Annotated in this window: 17 protein-coding genes, 1 pseudogene and 1 other annotated feature; of the genes and pseudogenes, 15 read left to right on the top strand and 3 right to left on the bottom strand. The window is 44.7% G+C overall.

What is annotated here, in order from left to right; genetic code table 11:
* The first annotated feature begins 76 nt into the window (after nucleotides 1-76).
* The 5 genes from spoIVFA to rpmA all read left to right on the top strand — a co-directional run bounded on the left by spoIVFA (nucleotide 77) and on the right by rpmA (nucleotide 2,823).
* Nucleotides 77-871, top strand: coding sequence for a stage IV sporulation protein SpoIVFA (gene spoIVFA / locus G4P54_RS14300; RefSeq protein ID WP_024714860.1), 795 nt, complete (start codon nucleotides 77-79; stop codon nucleotides 869-871).
* The gene (gene spoIVFB, locus G4P54_RS14295) at nucleotides 864-1,730 is read left to right on the top strand and encodes a stage IV sporulation intramembrane metalloprotease SpoIVFB (protein ID WP_167873010.1); all 867 of its coding nucleotides are present in this window, start codon (nucleotides 864-866) and stop codon (nucleotides 1,728-1,730) included. Before spoIVFA ends, spoIVFB begins: the two co-directional genes overlap by 8 nt.
* A gap of 57 nt (nucleotides 1,731-1,787) precedes the next feature.
* Nucleotides 1,788-1,863 (top strand) — a sequence feature (ribosomal protein L21 leader region).
* Nucleotides 1,864-1,876: 13 nt separating this feature from the next.
* Nucleotides 1,877-2,185 (top strand): 50S ribosomal protein L21, encoded by a 309-nt coding sequence (rplU, locus tag G4P54_RS14290; protein WP_003222620.1) that lies wholly within the window; start codon nucleotides 1,877-1,879, stop codon nucleotides 2,183-2,185.
* Nucleotides 2,186-2,187: 2 nt separating this feature from the next.
* Nucleotides 2,188-2,526, top strand: coding sequence for a ribosomal-processing cysteine protease Prp (locus G4P54_RS14285; RefSeq protein ID WP_024714862.1), 339 nt, complete (start codon nucleotides 2,188-2,190; stop codon nucleotides 2,524-2,526).
* A 12-nt stretch (nucleotides 2,527-2,538) separates the two neighbouring features.
* A complete protein-coding gene (gene rpmA, locus G4P54_RS14280) occupies nucleotides 2,539-2,823 on the top strand; it encodes a 50S ribosomal protein L27 (RefSeq protein WP_003222623.1) in 285 nt (94 codons plus the stop codon).
* Nucleotides 2,824-2,947: 124 nt separating this feature from the next.
* On the opposite strand, the pseudogene G4P54_RS14275 reads toward rpmA, so the two are convergent.
* A pseudogene (locus tag G4P54_RS14275) lies at nucleotides 2,948-3,069 on the bottom strand (hypothetical protein).
* A gap of 77 nt (nucleotides 3,070-3,146) precedes the next feature.
* Between G4P54_RS14275 and spo0B the strand changes: the two are divergent.
* Genes spo0B through pheA form a run of 4 tightly spaced genes read left to right on the top strand, consistent with a single transcriptional unit; the run spans nucleotide 3,147 to nucleotide 6,418 of the window.
* Complete coding sequence (gene spo0B, locus G4P54_RS14270; protein ID WP_024714863.1) at nucleotides 3,147-3,725, top strand: sporulation initiation phosphotransferase Sop0B; 579 nt, start codon at nucleotides 3,147-3,149, stop codon at nucleotides 3,723-3,725.
* Nucleotides 3,726-3,758: 33 nt separating this feature from the next.
* On the top strand, nucleotides 3,759-5,045 hold the full coding sequence (gene obgE, locus G4P54_RS14265; RefSeq protein ID WP_167873009.1) for a GTPase ObgE: 1,287 nt from the start codon (nucleotides 3,759-3,761) through the stop codon (nucleotides 5,043-5,045).
* A 55-nt stretch (nucleotides 5,046-5,100) separates the two neighbouring features.
* Nucleotides 5,101-5,544 carry a transcriptional regulator ThrR gene (gene thrR, locus G4P54_RS14260; RefSeq protein WP_003222630.1) on the top strand — a complete coding sequence of 148 codons (444 nt, stop codon included), beginning with the start codon at nucleotides 5,101-5,103 and terminating at the stop codon, nucleotides 5,542-5,544.
* Between the two features lie 16 nt (nucleotides 5,545-5,560).
* On the top strand, nucleotides 5,561-6,418 hold the full coding sequence (pheA, locus tag G4P54_RS14255; RefSeq protein ID WP_167873008.1) for a prephenate dehydratase: 858 nt from the start codon (nucleotides 5,561-5,563) through the stop codon (nucleotides 6,416-6,418).
* A gap of 24 nt (nucleotides 6,419-6,442) precedes the next feature.
* On the opposite strand, the gene G4P54_RS14250 is transcribed toward pheA, so the two are convergent.
* Together G4P54_RS14250 and G4P54_RS14245 are read right to left on the bottom strand one after the other, a co-directional pair.
* A complete protein-coding gene (locus G4P54_RS14250; RefSeq protein ID WP_167873007.1) occupies nucleotides 6,443-6,985 on the bottom strand; it encodes a transcription repressor NadR in 543 nt (180 codons plus the stop codon).
* Complete coding sequence (locus G4P54_RS14245) at nucleotides 6,945-8,132, bottom strand: IscS subfamily cysteine desulfurase (protein ID WP_167873006.1); 1,188 nt, start codon at nucleotides 8,130-8,132, stop codon at nucleotides 6,945-6,947. The genes G4P54_RS14250 and G4P54_RS14245 overlap by 41 nt, the downstream gene beginning before the upstream one ends.
* A 101-nt stretch (nucleotides 8,133-8,233) precedes the next feature.
* On the opposite strand from G4P54_RS14245, the gene nadB reads away from it, so the two are divergent.
* The 6 genes from nadB (at nucleotide 8,234) to G4P54_RS14215 (ending at nucleotide 14,563) form a co-directional block, all read left to right on the top strand.
* Nucleotides 8,234-9,826 carry an L-aspartate oxidase gene (gene nadB, locus G4P54_RS14240; protein WP_167873005.1) on the top strand — a complete coding sequence of 531 codons (1,593 nt, stop codon included), beginning with the start codon at nucleotides 8,234-8,236 and terminating at the stop codon, nucleotides 9,824-9,826.
* Complete coding sequence (gene nadC, locus G4P54_RS14235; RefSeq protein WP_167873004.1) at nucleotides 9,780-10,649, top strand: carboxylating nicotinate-nucleotide diphosphorylase; 870 nt, start codon at nucleotides 9,780-9,782, stop codon at nucleotides 10,647-10,649. Before nadB ends, nadC begins: the two co-directional genes overlap by 47 nt.
* Nucleotides 10,636-11,742, top strand: a complete 1,107-nt coding sequence (gene nadA, locus G4P54_RS14230) for a quinolinate synthase NadA (protein ID WP_167873003.1) — start codon at nucleotides 10,636-10,638, stop codon at nucleotides 11,740-11,742. The genes nadC and nadA overlap by 14 nt, the downstream gene beginning before the upstream one ends.
* A gap of 115 nt (nucleotides 11,743-11,857) precedes the next feature.
* Nucleotides 11,858-12,976, top strand: coding sequence for a spore coat assembly protein SafA (gene safA / locus G4P54_RS14225; protein ID WP_167873002.1), 1,119 nt, complete (start codon nucleotides 11,858-11,860; stop codon nucleotides 12,974-12,976).
* Between the two features lie 147 nt (nucleotides 12,977-13,123).
* Nucleotides 13,124-13,738: a spore germination protein SgpA gene (gene sgpA, locus G4P54_RS14220; RefSeq protein WP_024714872.1), complete on the top strand. Its 615-nt coding sequence runs from the start codon at nucleotides 13,124-13,126 to the stop codon at nucleotides 13,736-13,738.
* A 102-nt stretch (nucleotides 13,739-13,840) separates the two neighbouring features.
* On the top strand, nucleotides 13,841-14,563 hold the full coding sequence (locus tag G4P54_RS14215) for a YebC/PmpR family DNA-binding transcriptional regulator (protein ID WP_167873001.1): 723 nt from the start codon (nucleotides 13,841-13,843) through the stop codon (nucleotides 14,561-14,563).
* Nucleotides 14,564-14,592 lie beyond the last annotated feature (29 nt).

Below are 14,592 nucleotides of genomic sequence, written 5' to 3'. Positions count from 1 at the left end.
CGCTTGATTTAAACGAATATTTGCCATGGACAAGACATATGATGTACAAACCCAACGAATGCAAAGGATGATGGCAATGAGTCACAGAGCAGATGAAATCAGAAAACGATTAGAGAAAAGAAGAAAACAGCTTTCCGGCTCAAAACGTTTCTCTACTCAGACCGTTTCTGAAAAGCAGAAACCCCCGTCTTGGGTAATGGTCACGGATCAGGAAAAGCATGGGGCTCTTCCGGTCTATGAAGATAGCATGTCAACATTTAATGGAAAACACCCATTGGTGAAAACAGATTCTATTATCCTGAAATGTCTGCTGTCAGCCTGCCTTGTTCTCGTTTCGGCCATAGCCTATAAAACAAACATTGGGCCTGTCGGCCAGATGAAACCCGCCGTTGCCAAAACCTTCGAAACTGAATTTCAATTTGCCTCAGCAAGCCATTGGTTTGAAACGAAATTTGGCAATCCGCTTGCTTTTCTGGCTCCTGAACATAAAAATAAGGAACAGCAGGTTGAAGTGGGCCAAGACCTGGTCGCGCCTGCATCCGGGAAAGTGCAGCAGGATTTTCAGGACAACGGGGAAGGGATTAAAGTCGAAACAAGCAGCGATACAATTGACAGCATAAAGGAAGGCTATGTGGTTGAGGTCAGCAAAGACAGCCAGACGGGACTGACAGTTAAGGTGCAGCATGCCGATAATACCTATAGTATTTATGGCGAGCTTAAAGATGTGGATGTTGCTCTATATGATTTTGTAGATAAAGGAAAAAAGATCGGTTCGATTAAACTTGATGATCATAATAAAGGGGTCTATTATTTTGCCATGAAAGACGGCGATAAATTTATTGATCCGATTCAGGTGATTACATTTGAATAAATGGCTCGACCTTATTTTGAAGATTCATGTGCATCCTTTTCTTTGGATTATCGCGGCGCTGGGACTGCTCACAGGCCATATGAAAGCATTATTTTGTCTGCTCCTGATTGTACTGATCCATGAGCTGGGGCATGCTGCTCTGGCTGTGTTTTTTTCTTGGAGAATCAAGCGTGTTTTTTTGCTGCCGTTTGGCGGAACGGTTGAAGTGGAAGAGCACGGGAATCGGCCGCTAAAAGAAGAGTTTGCGGTCATTATTGCCGGCCCTCTTCAGCACATCTGGCTTCAGTTCGCTGCCTGGATGCTGACGGATTTTTCAGTGATTCATCAGCATACCTTTGAACTCTTCACCTTTTATAATCTTTCTATTTTATTTGTGAACCTGCTGCCAATTTGGCCGCTTGATGGCGGAAAACTGTTGTTTTTGCTGTTTTCTAAGCAGCTGCCTTTTCAAAGGGCTCACCGCCTCAATTTAAAAACGTCGCTCTGCTGCTGCCTGCTGCTCGGGTGCTGGGTGTTATTTGTGATTCCTCTGCAAATCAGCGCATGGGTTTTGTTTGTCTTTCTGGCTGTTTCGTTATTTGAGGAATACAGGCAAAGGCACTACATCCATGTGAGATTTCTCCTCGAAAGGTATTACGGGAAAAACCGTGAGCTTGAAAAACTGCTCCCGCTGACAGTGAACGCAGAGGACAAAGTCTATCATGTGATGGCCGAGTTCAAGCGCGGCTGCAAACATCCAATTATTATAGAGAAATCAGGCCAGAAGCTCAGCCAGCTTGACGAGAATGAAGTACTGCACGCTTACTTTGCCGATAAGCGGACGAATTCCTCGATGGAGGAACTGCTGCTGCCTTACTAAAATCGATTGACAAACGTCTTGTATTTTGGTATATTTTTTAATGTTATGGATGTAGCACCATTGCTACAACCGCTCAGTACAGGTGTTAAGAGCTTTTACAGCCCCCTGGTGTCTGGCGAGTCTTAGTCTAATAGGAGGTGCAGAGAATGTACGCAATCATTAAAACAGGCGGTAAACAAATCAAAGTTGAAGAAGGCCAAACTGTTTACATCGAAAAACTTGCTGCTGAAGCAGGAGAAACAGTTACTTTTGAAGACGTTTTGTTTGTTGGCGGAGACAATGTGAAAGTCGGCAACCCTACAGTTGAAGGCGCAACAGTAACGGCTAAAGTTGAAAAACAAGGCCGCGCGAAAAAAATCACTGTTTTCAGATACAAAGCAAAGAAAAACGTTCATAAAAAACAAGGTCATCGTCAGCCTTACACTAAAGTGACGATCGAAAAAATCAACGCGTAAGCATGATTCAGGCAACAATCAGAAGGTCTCAGGATAAAGGCATATTGTCTTTTGAAATGACGGGCCATGCGAATTTTGCTGAACATGGACAAGATCTTGTTTGTGCTGGAGTGACAGCGGTTGTGTTTGGAGCCGTAAACGCGGTTATTGTGCTTGCGGGCTTCGAGCCGCTTCTTGATATAGGAGAGGATGGGGGCTATTTTTACTTTGAATTCCCTGAATCTCTTGATCCCGATGCGCGACGAAAAGCTCAGCTGCTGATTGAAGGCATGATTGTTTCGCTGGAGACAATCGAACGGGATTACAAAGATAACTTGCGTGTGACCACAAACATAATATAGGAGGTGAGCTACATGCTTAGATTAGATCTTCAGTTTTTCGCTTCTAAAAAAGGAGTAGGTTCTACAAAGAACGGACGTGACTCTGAGGCTAAACGTTTAGGTGCTAAACGTGCTGACGGTCAATTCGTAACAGGCGGTTCTATCCTTTACCGTCAACGCGGAACAAAAATTTACCCAGGTGAAAACGTGGGCCGCGGCGGAGATGACACTCTATTTGCGAAAATCGACGGAACTGTTAAATTCGAACGTTTCGGCCGTGACCGCAAAAAAGTGAGCGTATATCCTGTAGCTCAATAATGATTCAAAAAACTCCGGTCGATGATGACTGGAGTTTTTTTTGCAATATGCGGAGTAAACACCTAGAATGAAATGCAGACAGAGTATGTGCGAGCAGACCCCGCCAAGAATGAGAATAAACATCTCAAACCCACTGGATATGTTCCCCAAGCAGTAATACATAAAATGTTCTGCCTGGCTGCAAATCAACCATGCCAGAAAAAAGGAACATGATATTTCTGGGAAAAACAATTGTTTTTCTAACAAAGCCTTCTCTGTTATAATTCATAATACACACTTATACAGACTCCTAAATAAGAAATTAAATGATTGGGAGTGCGAAAATGAAGGATGTTTCAAAAAATCAAGAAGAAAATATAAGCGACACGGCATTAACAAACGAACTGGTTCATCTGCTGGGCCATTCCCGGCATGATTGGATGAATAAGCTGCAGCTGATTAAAGGAAACTTAAGCTTGCAGAAGTATGACCGCGTCTTTGAAATGATTGAAGAAATGGTTATAGACGCGAAGCACGAATCAAAGCTCTCAAACCTAAAAACACCGCATTTGGCGTTTGATTTTCTTACATTTAATTGGAAAACCCATTATATGACGCTTGAATATGAAGTTCTTGGAGAAATTAAGGATTTGTCGGCTTATGATCAAAAGCTGGCAAAACTGATGAGAAAGCTGTTTCATCTGTTTGATCAAGCAGTCAGCAGAGAGAGTGAAAATCATTTAACGGTTTCGCTTCAAACAGATCATCCTGACAGACAGCTGATTCTGTACCTTGATTTTCACGGCGCCTTTGCCGATCCTTCTGCTTTTGATGATATTCGGCAGAATGGATACGAGGATGTGGATATCATGCGTTTTGAGATCACAAGCCACGAATGTCTGATTGAAATAGGGTTGGACTAGCGGAGTTTTTAACGGTTTAGAACGGAGGACATTATGTTTGTAGATCAGGTCAAAGTATATGTAAAAGGCGGCGACGGAGGCAACGGGATGGTTGCGTTTCGCCGTGAAAAATATGTGCCGAAAGGCGGCCCTGCCGGCGGTGACGGAGGAAAGGGAGGAGACGTCGTATTTGAGGTGGATGAAGGTCTCCGCACCCTGATGGATTTTAGATACAAAAAACACTTTAAAGCGATTCGCGGCGAGCATGGGATGTCCAAAAACCAGCACGGGCGAAATGCAGATGATATGATTATTAAAGTTCCGCCAGGCACCGTTGTGACAGACGATGATACAAAGCAGGTCATCGCTGATTTAACAGAGCACGGACAGCAGGCTGTCATTGCAAGAGGCGGAAGAGGGGGAAGAGGGAATAGCCGTTTTGCTACACCGGCTAATCCTGCGCCTCAGCTTTCAGAAAACGGCGAGCCGGGAAAAGAACGCTACATTGTTCTTGAATTAAAGGTGCTTGCGGATGTCGGACTTGTCGGGTTCCCGAGTGTGGGAAAATCTACTTTGCTGTCTGTTGTCTCATCTGCAAAACCGAAAATTGCGGATTATCACTTTACAACGCTTGTCCCGAATCTCGGCATGGTTGAAACGGATGACGGACGCAGCTTTGTTATGGCCGATTTACCGGGGCTGATTGAAGGCGCACACCAAGGCGTCGGACTTGGCCACCAGTTTTTGCGCCATATTGAGCGGACGCGTGTTATTGTTCACGTTATTGACATGTCCGGCTTAGAAGGCCGCGATCCGTATGAAGATTATGTGACGATTAACCAGGAGCTGAGCGAGTACAACCTGCGTCTCACTGAGCGTCCTCAAATTATTGTTGCAAATAAAATGGACATGCCGCAGGCCGCGGAAAATCTGGAAGCCTTTAAAGAAAAGCTGACAGATGATTATCCAGTATTCCCGATCAGTGCGGTGACAAGAGAAGGTCTTCGTGAGCTTCTGTTTGAAGTTGCAAATCAACTGGAGAATACGCCGGAATTCCCGCTGTATGAAGAAGAAGAGCTTACACAAAACCGTGTCATGTACACGATCGAAAATGAAGAAGTGCCATTTAACATTACACGCGAACCTGACGGTGTATTTGTGCTTTCAGGAGACAGTCTTGAGCGGTTATTCAAGATGACTGATTTCTCACGTGATGAATCAGTTAAACGGTTTGCAAGACAGCTGCGCGGTATGGGTGTTGATGAAGCACTCAGAGAACGCGGAGCCAAGGATGGAGATATTATCAGGCTCCTTGAATTCGAATTTGAATTTATTGATTAATGATGGCTGAGGAGAGCCTGGATGACAGGCTCTCTATTTTAAAGGGGGGATGCAAATGAAAGAGGAGACATTTTACCTTGTCCGTGAAGATGTATTGCCCGATGCGATGAGAAAAACATTGGAAGTCAAAAAGCTGCTTGATCGCAAAAAAGCAGATTCAGTGGCAGATGCCGTTCAAAAGGTGGATTTAAGCAGAAGTGCGTTTTATAAATACAGAGATGCTGTGTTTCCGTTCTACACTATGGTTAAAGAACAAATTATCACACTTTTCTTTCATTTGGAGGATAGGTCAGGTGCGTTATCTCAGCTCCTGCAGGCGGTAGCTGATTCTGGAAGCAACGTTCTTTCCATTCACCAGACAATTCCGCTTCAAGGCAGAGCCAATGTCACACTGTCTATCAGTACGTCTGCAATGGAAGAGGACATTCATACGTTAATGAATAAGCTCAGGAAGTTTGATTTTGTGGAAAAGGTTGAAATATTAGGTTCAGGTGCATAAGGGAGAGAATATCGTCATGAAAGTCGGTTATTTAGGTCCAGCAGCTACATTCACACACCTAGCAGTCAGTTCTTGTTTTCAAAACGGCGCCGAGCATGTTGCTTACCGCACCATACCGGAGTGTATAGATGCGGCAGTTGCAGGCGAAGTTGATTTCGCTTTTGTTCCTTTAGAGAATGCGTTAGAAGGATCAGTGAATTTAACGATAGACTATTTAATACATGAACAGCCCTTACCAATCGTGGGTGAAATGACATTGCCGATTCATCAGCATTTGCTCGTCCATCCATCCAGAGAGAATGCATGGAAAGAACTTGACAAAATTTACTCGCACTCACATGCGATTGCGCAATGCCATAAATTTCTCCATCGTCATTTTCCTAACGTTCCCTATGAATATGCCAATTCAACCGGGGCGGCCGCAAAGTTTGTCAGTGAACATCCCGAGCTGAATATCGGGGTCATTGCCAATGACATGGCAGCTTCTACATACGAATTAAAAATCGTCAAACGAGATATACAGGATTATAGAGACAATCATACGAGATTTGTTATTCTGTCTCCTGATGAAAACATATCATTTGAAGTGAATTCAAAATTGAGCTCAAGGTCCAAAACGACCCTGATGGTCATGCTTCCGCAGGATGATCAATCCGGGGCGCTGCACAGAGTGCTGTCTGCTTTTTCTTGGAGAAACTTAAACTTGTCAAAAATAGAGTCCCGTCCGACTAAAACTGGATTGGGCCATTATTTCTTTATTATTGATATTGAAAAAGCGTTTGATGAGGTATTGATTCCAGGTGCCATGCAGGAGCTCGAAGCACTTGGCTGCAAAGTGAAGCTTCTTGGTGCATATCAGTCTTATCAATTATAAAAAAAGCCCATCAAAGGGCTTTTTTTAGTCTTTAATTAAAATACCGGCTTCCTCGAGTGCTTGGCAGGCTTGGTCGATCCGGTGGTCATCGGGTGCTGTAAGTGTGTGAAGGTGCACGCCGTCCGTCAGCTGTGATAAATAAGCGGCATTCGTAGAAGTGATCCTTTGAATGAAATGGCTCACTTCCTTCCGGGTGCCTACTTGAATCGCTGCAGTTAAATCTCCGTAGACGGGATGCTCGATTTTTACGTCTTTTACTGTAACACCTTCATCCACGATGAGCTGCAGTTCCTCTTCTGTACGCTCCGGTCCGTGCAGACAAGCTATAATTCTTTCTGCCTGCTGGTGCTGCTGAGCGGCTGCATCCATGTATACATATCCCTGGCTTGTGGCGATAATCGGTTCATTTTTCGCTTTCAAGAGCGATATGTCCTGTACAATAACCTGTCTTGAAACGTTCGCTTTTTTTGCGAGTTCTCCTCCTGTCAGCGGTGATGTTGATTCCTTCAGCCACAGAAGAAGCTGGTCACGCCTGTTGGCGCCCAAAAGCTTTAATTCTTCGGTCAATATCGAATTCTCCTTTCTTTTGTTCCCAAAGTGCTGTAAACGTATGTAATAACTTATCCAGCTGTTCAGCTGTTGTATGCCTTCCAAAAGAGATACGGATAAATTGCAGGGCTTCTTGCTCTGTTTTTCTTAATGCTTTCATCGTTGCAGACGGACCGTGATAACCGGCAGAACATGCGCTGCCCGTTGAAATGCAAATATTATTCCGATTACATTCTAACATAACATATTGTCCTTCAAATGAGTGAAAAAAACACCCGACAATATGCGGAAGACATTCTGTTTGTGAGGTATCTGCCGCAAGAGTTACAGGGAGAGACCGAATACCGATTTGGTCTAATAAGTGTGCTCTTAATGTCTTATTGCGGGATATCTGTTGATCCATCTCGCTCATGATCAGCTCTGCAGCGGCGGTGAAGGCGCCGATCCCGGGGACATTCACAGTGCCGGCTCTGAATCCTTGTTCGTGAGCGGTGTGAGGGTAAACGGGTTTCCAAGGGACATCCGGCCGGATATAGACCGCGCCCACTCCTTTAGGTCCATGGATTTTATGGCTCGATATTGAGAGTGCATCTACTCCCAAATCTTCTGTATTGATAGGAATTTTCCCAAACGTTTGAACAGCGTCGCAATGAAGAAGAATATCCCTGTTATGCAGGTATGAAGACAGACGTTGAATGGGCTGAATGATCCCGGTTTCAGAATTGGCATGCTGAATAGATATCAAGCCTGTCTCCGGACGGATATGAGCTGCTAATATTTCCTCGGTAATAAGCCCGTATTCATTCGGTTGAATGATGGTGACATCAAATCCTTGCAGTTCCAGATAAGCAGCACAGTTATGAATGGATTGATGCTCCATAGCTGTTGTTATGAAATGTCTTTTTGTTTTCGGCAGGCCGTTTAGCAACGATTGAATAGCCAGTAAATTGGATTCAGTGCCGCCGCTTGTAAAATAAATGCCGTTTGCTTTTCCGCCTATCATGTCGGCGATTTCTCCACGGCAGTACTCTAGTATATGCTTTGCTTTTCCGCCCGCATCATGCAGGCTGCTGGCATTTCCGTATATATCTATACTGAGCTTTTGATATACGTTAAGAGCCTCCTCACAAATAGGCGTTGTGGCTGCATAATCTAAATAAATCATCCGGTTTCCTCCATCCGTTCTCCATAAAAAACTCTTGAGTTTATTTTATCCTTGTGTAAATATATGTGTCAAGACAGGTGTAAACAACAGGAGGGTGACATATGTCTAAAAAGACGATTGCAGTCATCGGTTCAGGGGCGGCGGCACTTTCCTTAGCATCAGCTTTCCCGCCCTCATACGAAGTGACTGTCATCACAAAGAAAAGTGCCAAAAACAGCAATTCTGTTTATGCGCAAGGCGGGATCGCTGCGGCTTATGCAAAAGGTGACTCGATTGAAGCCCATCTGGAGGATACGCTATATGCAGGCTGCGGACATAATGATCAAGCTATGACAGAAGCCGTTTTACATGATGGGAAATACATGATTCAAAACCTGTTGCAGCGTGGATTTCCATTTGACCGCAATGAACAAGGCGATGTATGTCTTGGCAGAGAAGGAGCCCATTCATACAATCGTATTTTTCATGCAGGCGGAGACGCAACAGGCAGAGTGCTTGTTGATTATTTGCTGAAGCAGATCCAGAGCAAAATCAAGTTAATTGAGCATGAAACAGCAGCAGATTTGCTTATAGAGAATGGACGCTGTATCGGCGTTATGACAAAAGACAGCAGGGGGCAGATCAAAGTTAGATATGCGGATGAAGTTGTGCTGGCGACCGGCGGATGCGGGAGCCTGTTTCTTCACCATACGAATGATCCATCTGTCACAGGTGACGGCCTTTCTCTGGCTTTCCGTGCCGGAGCGGAAGTGACGGATTTAGAGTTTACTCAGTTTCACCCGACATTGCTTGTGAAAAATGGTGTTTCCTATGGGCTTGTTTCAGAAGCTGTCAGAGGAGAAGGCGGATATTTAGCAGACGAAAAGGGCCGCCGGGTTATGGCTGGACGGCATCCTTTAGGTGACTTGGCTCCAAGAGACATCGTTTCACGGGTTATTCATGAAGAAATGTCAAAAGGAAACCGCGTTTATATCGATTGCAGCACGATTTCTGATTTCGAAAAGCGTTTCCCAACGATCACCGCTATTTGTGAAAAAGCAGGGATTGATATTCAAAGCGGAAAAATCCCTGTGGCACCTGGAATGCATTTTTTGATGGGTGGTGTTTCAGTTAATCGCTGGGGGGAAACGTCAGTGCCGGGACTTTATGCAATTGGCGAGACCGCATGCACCGGTTTACACGGAGCCAACCGGCTTGCGAGCAATTCCTTATTGGAGGCGCTTGTGTTTGGAAAAAGAGCAGCAGAGCATATTATGCGAAAGCCCGTTTATAACCGGCGATATCCATCATCTGAAACCAGCTTACCCTATAAGGTGCCGAATACAGAGGTGTATGAATTGAAAAGCAGAATGACAAGCCACATGTCTATCTTGCGAGAAAAAGGCAGTCTGATTGAACTGAGCATCTGGCTTCATACACTGCCTTTTCAAAAAGTGAACGTGAAGGATATCACAATCCGGCAGCTGGAACTTTCTCATTTATGGCAAACTGCAAAGCTGATGACTTTTTCTGCGCTTTTGCGGGAGGAAAGCAGAGGGGCTCACTTCCGCACCGATTTTCCTCAAGCTGATGTGCACTGGCAAGGAAGACAAATTGTCCATACAAAAAAAGGAACGAAGATAAGAAAAAACGAGGGGATTGGGAAAAATGAATCATTTACAGCTGAAAAAATGGCTGAATCACTTTTTTCTTGAGGATATAGGGACGGGGGATTTAACATCGCAGGCTATCTTTAGGGGACAGAGCTGTGAAGCGGAAATTGTTGCAAAGTCTGACGGCATCTTTGCCGGAGCTGCGGTGATAAAAGAAGGCTTTGCTTTATTAGACGGAAATGTGCAAGCTGTTTTACACAAAACAGATGGAGAGATGTTGCGAAAAGGTGAAGTGATTGCCGTGTTGCGCGGTCCTGCGGCAGCACTTCTTTCAGGAGAACGGGTCGTATTGAATCTTATTCAAAGGCTGTCAGGAATTGCAACGATGACAAGGGAAGCTGTTCGCAGGCTGGATGATGAAAAGATTAAAATCTGTGATACGAGAAAAACAACACCTGGGCTGAGAATGCTGGAAAAATACGCTGTCAGAGCGGGGGGCGGGTATAATCATCGATTCGGCTTGTATGACGGCATTATGATTAAAGATAACCATATTGCAGCATGCGGATCAATTTTAAAGGCGTGCGAAAAAGCGCGTCAAGCCGCCGGGCATATGATAAATATCGAGGTGGAAATTGAAACGGAGGAACAGCTGCGGGAAGCCATTGAAGCAGGCGCAGATGTTATTATGTTTGACAACTGTCCGCCTGATACGGTCCGCCATTTTGCAAATCTCACACCGGATCATATAAAAACTGAAGCTTCGGGCGGAATTACGTTAGAATCTTTGCCTGCTTTTAAAGGGACGGGCGTAAATTATATTTCATTAGGATTTCTGACTCATTCCGTCAAAAGTTTAGATATCAGCATGGATGTTGCATTATCAAATAAATCTGTGGAGGAATGTGATTATGTCAATTCTTGATATGATAAAACAATCCATTGATATCATGCCCGAAGATTATAAAGGACTATCAAGAAAGGATATGGAAACGCGTGTTGCTGCCATTAAGAAAAAGTTTGGCAGCCGGCTTTTTATACCAGGGCATCATTATCAAAAGGACGAAGTAATACAATTTGCTGACCAAACAGGCGATTCCCTGCAGCTGGCTCAAATTGCGGAAAGAAATAAAGAAGCGGAGTATATCGTATTTTGCGGTGTGCATTTTATGGCAGAGACCGCTGATATGCTGACAGGGGAGCAACAAACAGTCATCCTTCCTGATATGAGAGCGGGTTGTTCTATGGCTGACATGGCGGATATGCAGCAGACTAATAGGGCGTGGGAGAAGCTACAGCATATATTCGGTGATACGATCATACCTTTAACTTATGTGAACTCCACTGCGGAGATCAAGGCTTTCGTCGGTAAGCATGGCGGAGCGACTGTAACTTCTTCGAATGCGAAAAAAGTGCTTAATTGGGCATTTACACAGAAAAAACGAATTTTATTTTTGCCTGACCAGCATTTAGGAAGAAATACGGCTAGTGATCTGGGCATCGCGCTTGAGGATATGGCTGTGTGGGATCCGGTAAAAGAGGAATTAATGACTGAATCTGAGCATAAGAATGTGAAAGTGATTTTGTGGAAAGGGCATTGTTCTGTCCACGAAAAATTCACCGCTGACAATATTCATGATGTGAGAGAGCGTGACCCTGACATTCGAATCATTGTGCATCCGGAGTGTTCCCATGAAGTCGTGACCCTAAGTGACGACAGCGGATCAACAAAGTATATTATCGATACCATTAACCAAGCTCCGGCGGGAAGCAAGTGGGCAATCGGAACCGAAATGAATCTTGTTCAGCGGATTATTCACGAACACCCTGATAAACAAATCGAATCACTCAATCCTGACATGTGCCCGTGTCTGACAATGAATCGAATCGATTTGCCGCATTTGCTGTGGTCTTTGGAACAAATAGAAAAAGAAGAACCTTCAGGCGTAATCAAGGTGCCAAAAGCCATTCAGCAAGATGCCCTCCTTGCTCTGAATCGGATGCTTGCGATCACCTAAATCAGAAATATTTCCCCTCCTGTACTCATAACTTCTTTTGTTCAGGCATATGTTGTGAAGAAACATATTGTAATCACAGCTGAACTGTTCACGTTTTGCATAGGAGGGGAAAACGTTGAAAATCCATATCGTTCAAAAAGGCGATTCGCTCTTGAAAATAGCTGAAAAGTACGGAGTTGATATTGAGGAAGTAAAGAAGCTTAATACACAGCTCAGCAATCCAGACTTAATCATGCCTGGAATGAAAATAAAAGTGCCGTCTGAAGGTGTCCCGGTCAGAAAAGAGCCAAAAGCGGGCAAAAGTCCGGCGGCCGGAAATGTGAAGCACGAACATCCATTTGCGAAAGAGAAGCCTAAATCCGTTGTCGACGTAGAGGACATAAAGCCGAAAGAAAAGATGTCTGTGCCGTATGTCCCGCCGATGCCTAACTTGCAGGAAAATGTGTATCCTGAAGCTGATGTGAACGATTATTATGATATGAAACAGCTTTTCCAGCCTTGGTCGCCCCCTAAACCGGAGGAGCCGAAAAAACATCATGACGGAAATATGGATCATATGTATCACATGCAAGACCAATTTCCACAACAGGAGGCTATGAGTAATATGGAAAATGCAAATTATCCGAATATGCCTAATATGCCAAAGGCGCCAGAGGTAGGCGGTATAGAAGAAGAAAATGTTCATCACACAGTTCCGAATATGCCGGTTGTTCAGCCTTATTTTCATTATCCTGCTCATTTCATGCCGTGCCCGATTCCTGTTTCACCGATTCTTCCGGGGTCAGGGCTATGCTGCCCGTACTATCCGGTACACGCTTATCCAATGCACCAGCCTTTTGGCTACCAGCCGAGTTTTGTATCGCCTGAGTATGGTCCTGGTGAATTTGAAAACCAGCATCACGGGCATTACGGTTCTTACGGAGCGCCTCAATACGCATCTCCGGCTTATGGATCTCCGTATGGTCATATGCCATATGGCTCTTATTACGGCACTCCTCAGGTGATGGGAGCAAATCAGCCTGCTGTGTCCCCGGGATTTATGCCGTACAAAGATCATGATGACTGCGGCTGTGACGATGGTCATCAGCCATATTATTCGGCACCCGGAGCTTATGGAACTCCTAACATGCCTTACGGCGGGGCAAATCCATATGCGGCCGGCGTTTCTATGCCAATGGCGAATCAGCCCTCTGTAAATCAAATGTTTGGCCGGCCGGAAGAAGAAAATGAGTGATTGTCCGGAACGATGTAAATCGTTCCTTTTTTTATTTCGGAGCAGTTCACTGTTAAATGGAGAGAACTGACACGCTTAACATGCCCCTTGGACGCACATGATAAAAACGAGCAAACATGCTCAATTCGTCCACGGGGGGTTTTTCCATTGGGTAAAAAAATGACGATTGCAAGCTTAATTTTAATGACAGCAGGCTTAACGGCATGCGGAGCAAACGATAACGCTCTTAATGATACTCGCAATAACGGCAATACCCGTCCAATCGGATATTATACAAATGAAAATGACGCTGACAGACGCGGAGACGGAGTCGACCATGATGGTCCTGTTTCTGAATTAATGGAGGACCAAAACGACGATAACCGAAACGGCAATAACCGAAACAACACCACGAATGTGAATAACCGCGATCGTGTGACTGCAGACGATCGTGTTCCTTTGGCAACTGACGGAACATATAACAACACGAATAACAGAAACATGAATCGGAACGTGACGGACAACGGATATGACAATCAGGAAAACAGAAGACTGGCTGCAAAAATTGCCAACCGTGTGAAACAAGTGAAAAACGTCAATGATGCACAAGTTATGGTAACGGACGACCGAGTGGTTATCGCAGTCAGAAGCCACGCAGATTTCACAAAGTCCGATAGGGACAATGTCACAAAAGCGGCACGCAACTATGCGAATGGCCGTGACGTCCAAGTGTCTACAGATAAAGGGCTGTTCACAAAGCTTCATAAAATGAACAACCGCTAACGATGAAAGGCTGCCGGAAGTGATATTCGGCGGCCTTTCTCTTTACACCAGCGAGCAGTACCCATTACAGTGTACATAGAAAAAATAAAAGAAGGTGAAAACATGGCAGGCCATTCCAAGTGGAAAAACATACAAAAAAGAAAAAATGCACAGGATGCCAAGCGCGGAAAAATCTTTATGAAACTTGCGAAAGAAATCTATGTGGCAGCAAAAGAAGGCGGAGCTGATCCAGAAGCAAATTCAGCATTACGCCTTGTCGTCGAGAAAGCCAAAAGCGCCAATATGCCGAATGAAAATATTGACCGAGCTATTCAAAAAGCCTCTGGGAGCCAAGATGGAAACAGCTATGAGGAAATCACATATGAAGGCTATGGTCCATCAGGGATTGCCGTGATGGTTGAATGTGTAACAGATAACAAAAACCGAACGGCGTCAAATGTACGGGCAGCTTTTAATAAAAATGGCGGAAGTCTGGGAGAAAGCGGATGTGTAGCCTTTTTATTTGAACGGTGGGGCGTCATTGCAATTGACCGTACAGAACGGCCGATAGAAGAGGATGAGCTCATGCTGGATGTGCTGGAAGCAGGGGGAGAAGAGCTGCAGACGGAAGAAGACCAATATGTGGTATTAACAGAACCCGAGCGTTTTGAAGAGGTCAAAACAGCTCTCGAATCGAAGCATTTAATTTCTTCGGCGGAGGTGGCCATGCTTCCGAAAACCTTTGCAGATGCCGATGATCAGGCTATTGAGAAGCTGGAAAAACTGATCGGCATCCTTGAAGAAGACGATGATGTTCAAGAAGTGTATACCAATTACCGCTCATAAAAAAACGGCGCGATGTCATATCGGGCCGG

This window comes from Bacillus tequilensis, from assembly GCF_012225885.1.
Lineage (GTDB): Bacteria > Bacillota > Bacilli > Bacillales > Bacillaceae > Bacillus > Bacillus tequilensis.
This window is presented reverse-complemented; position numbering and strand designations above follow the sequence as displayed.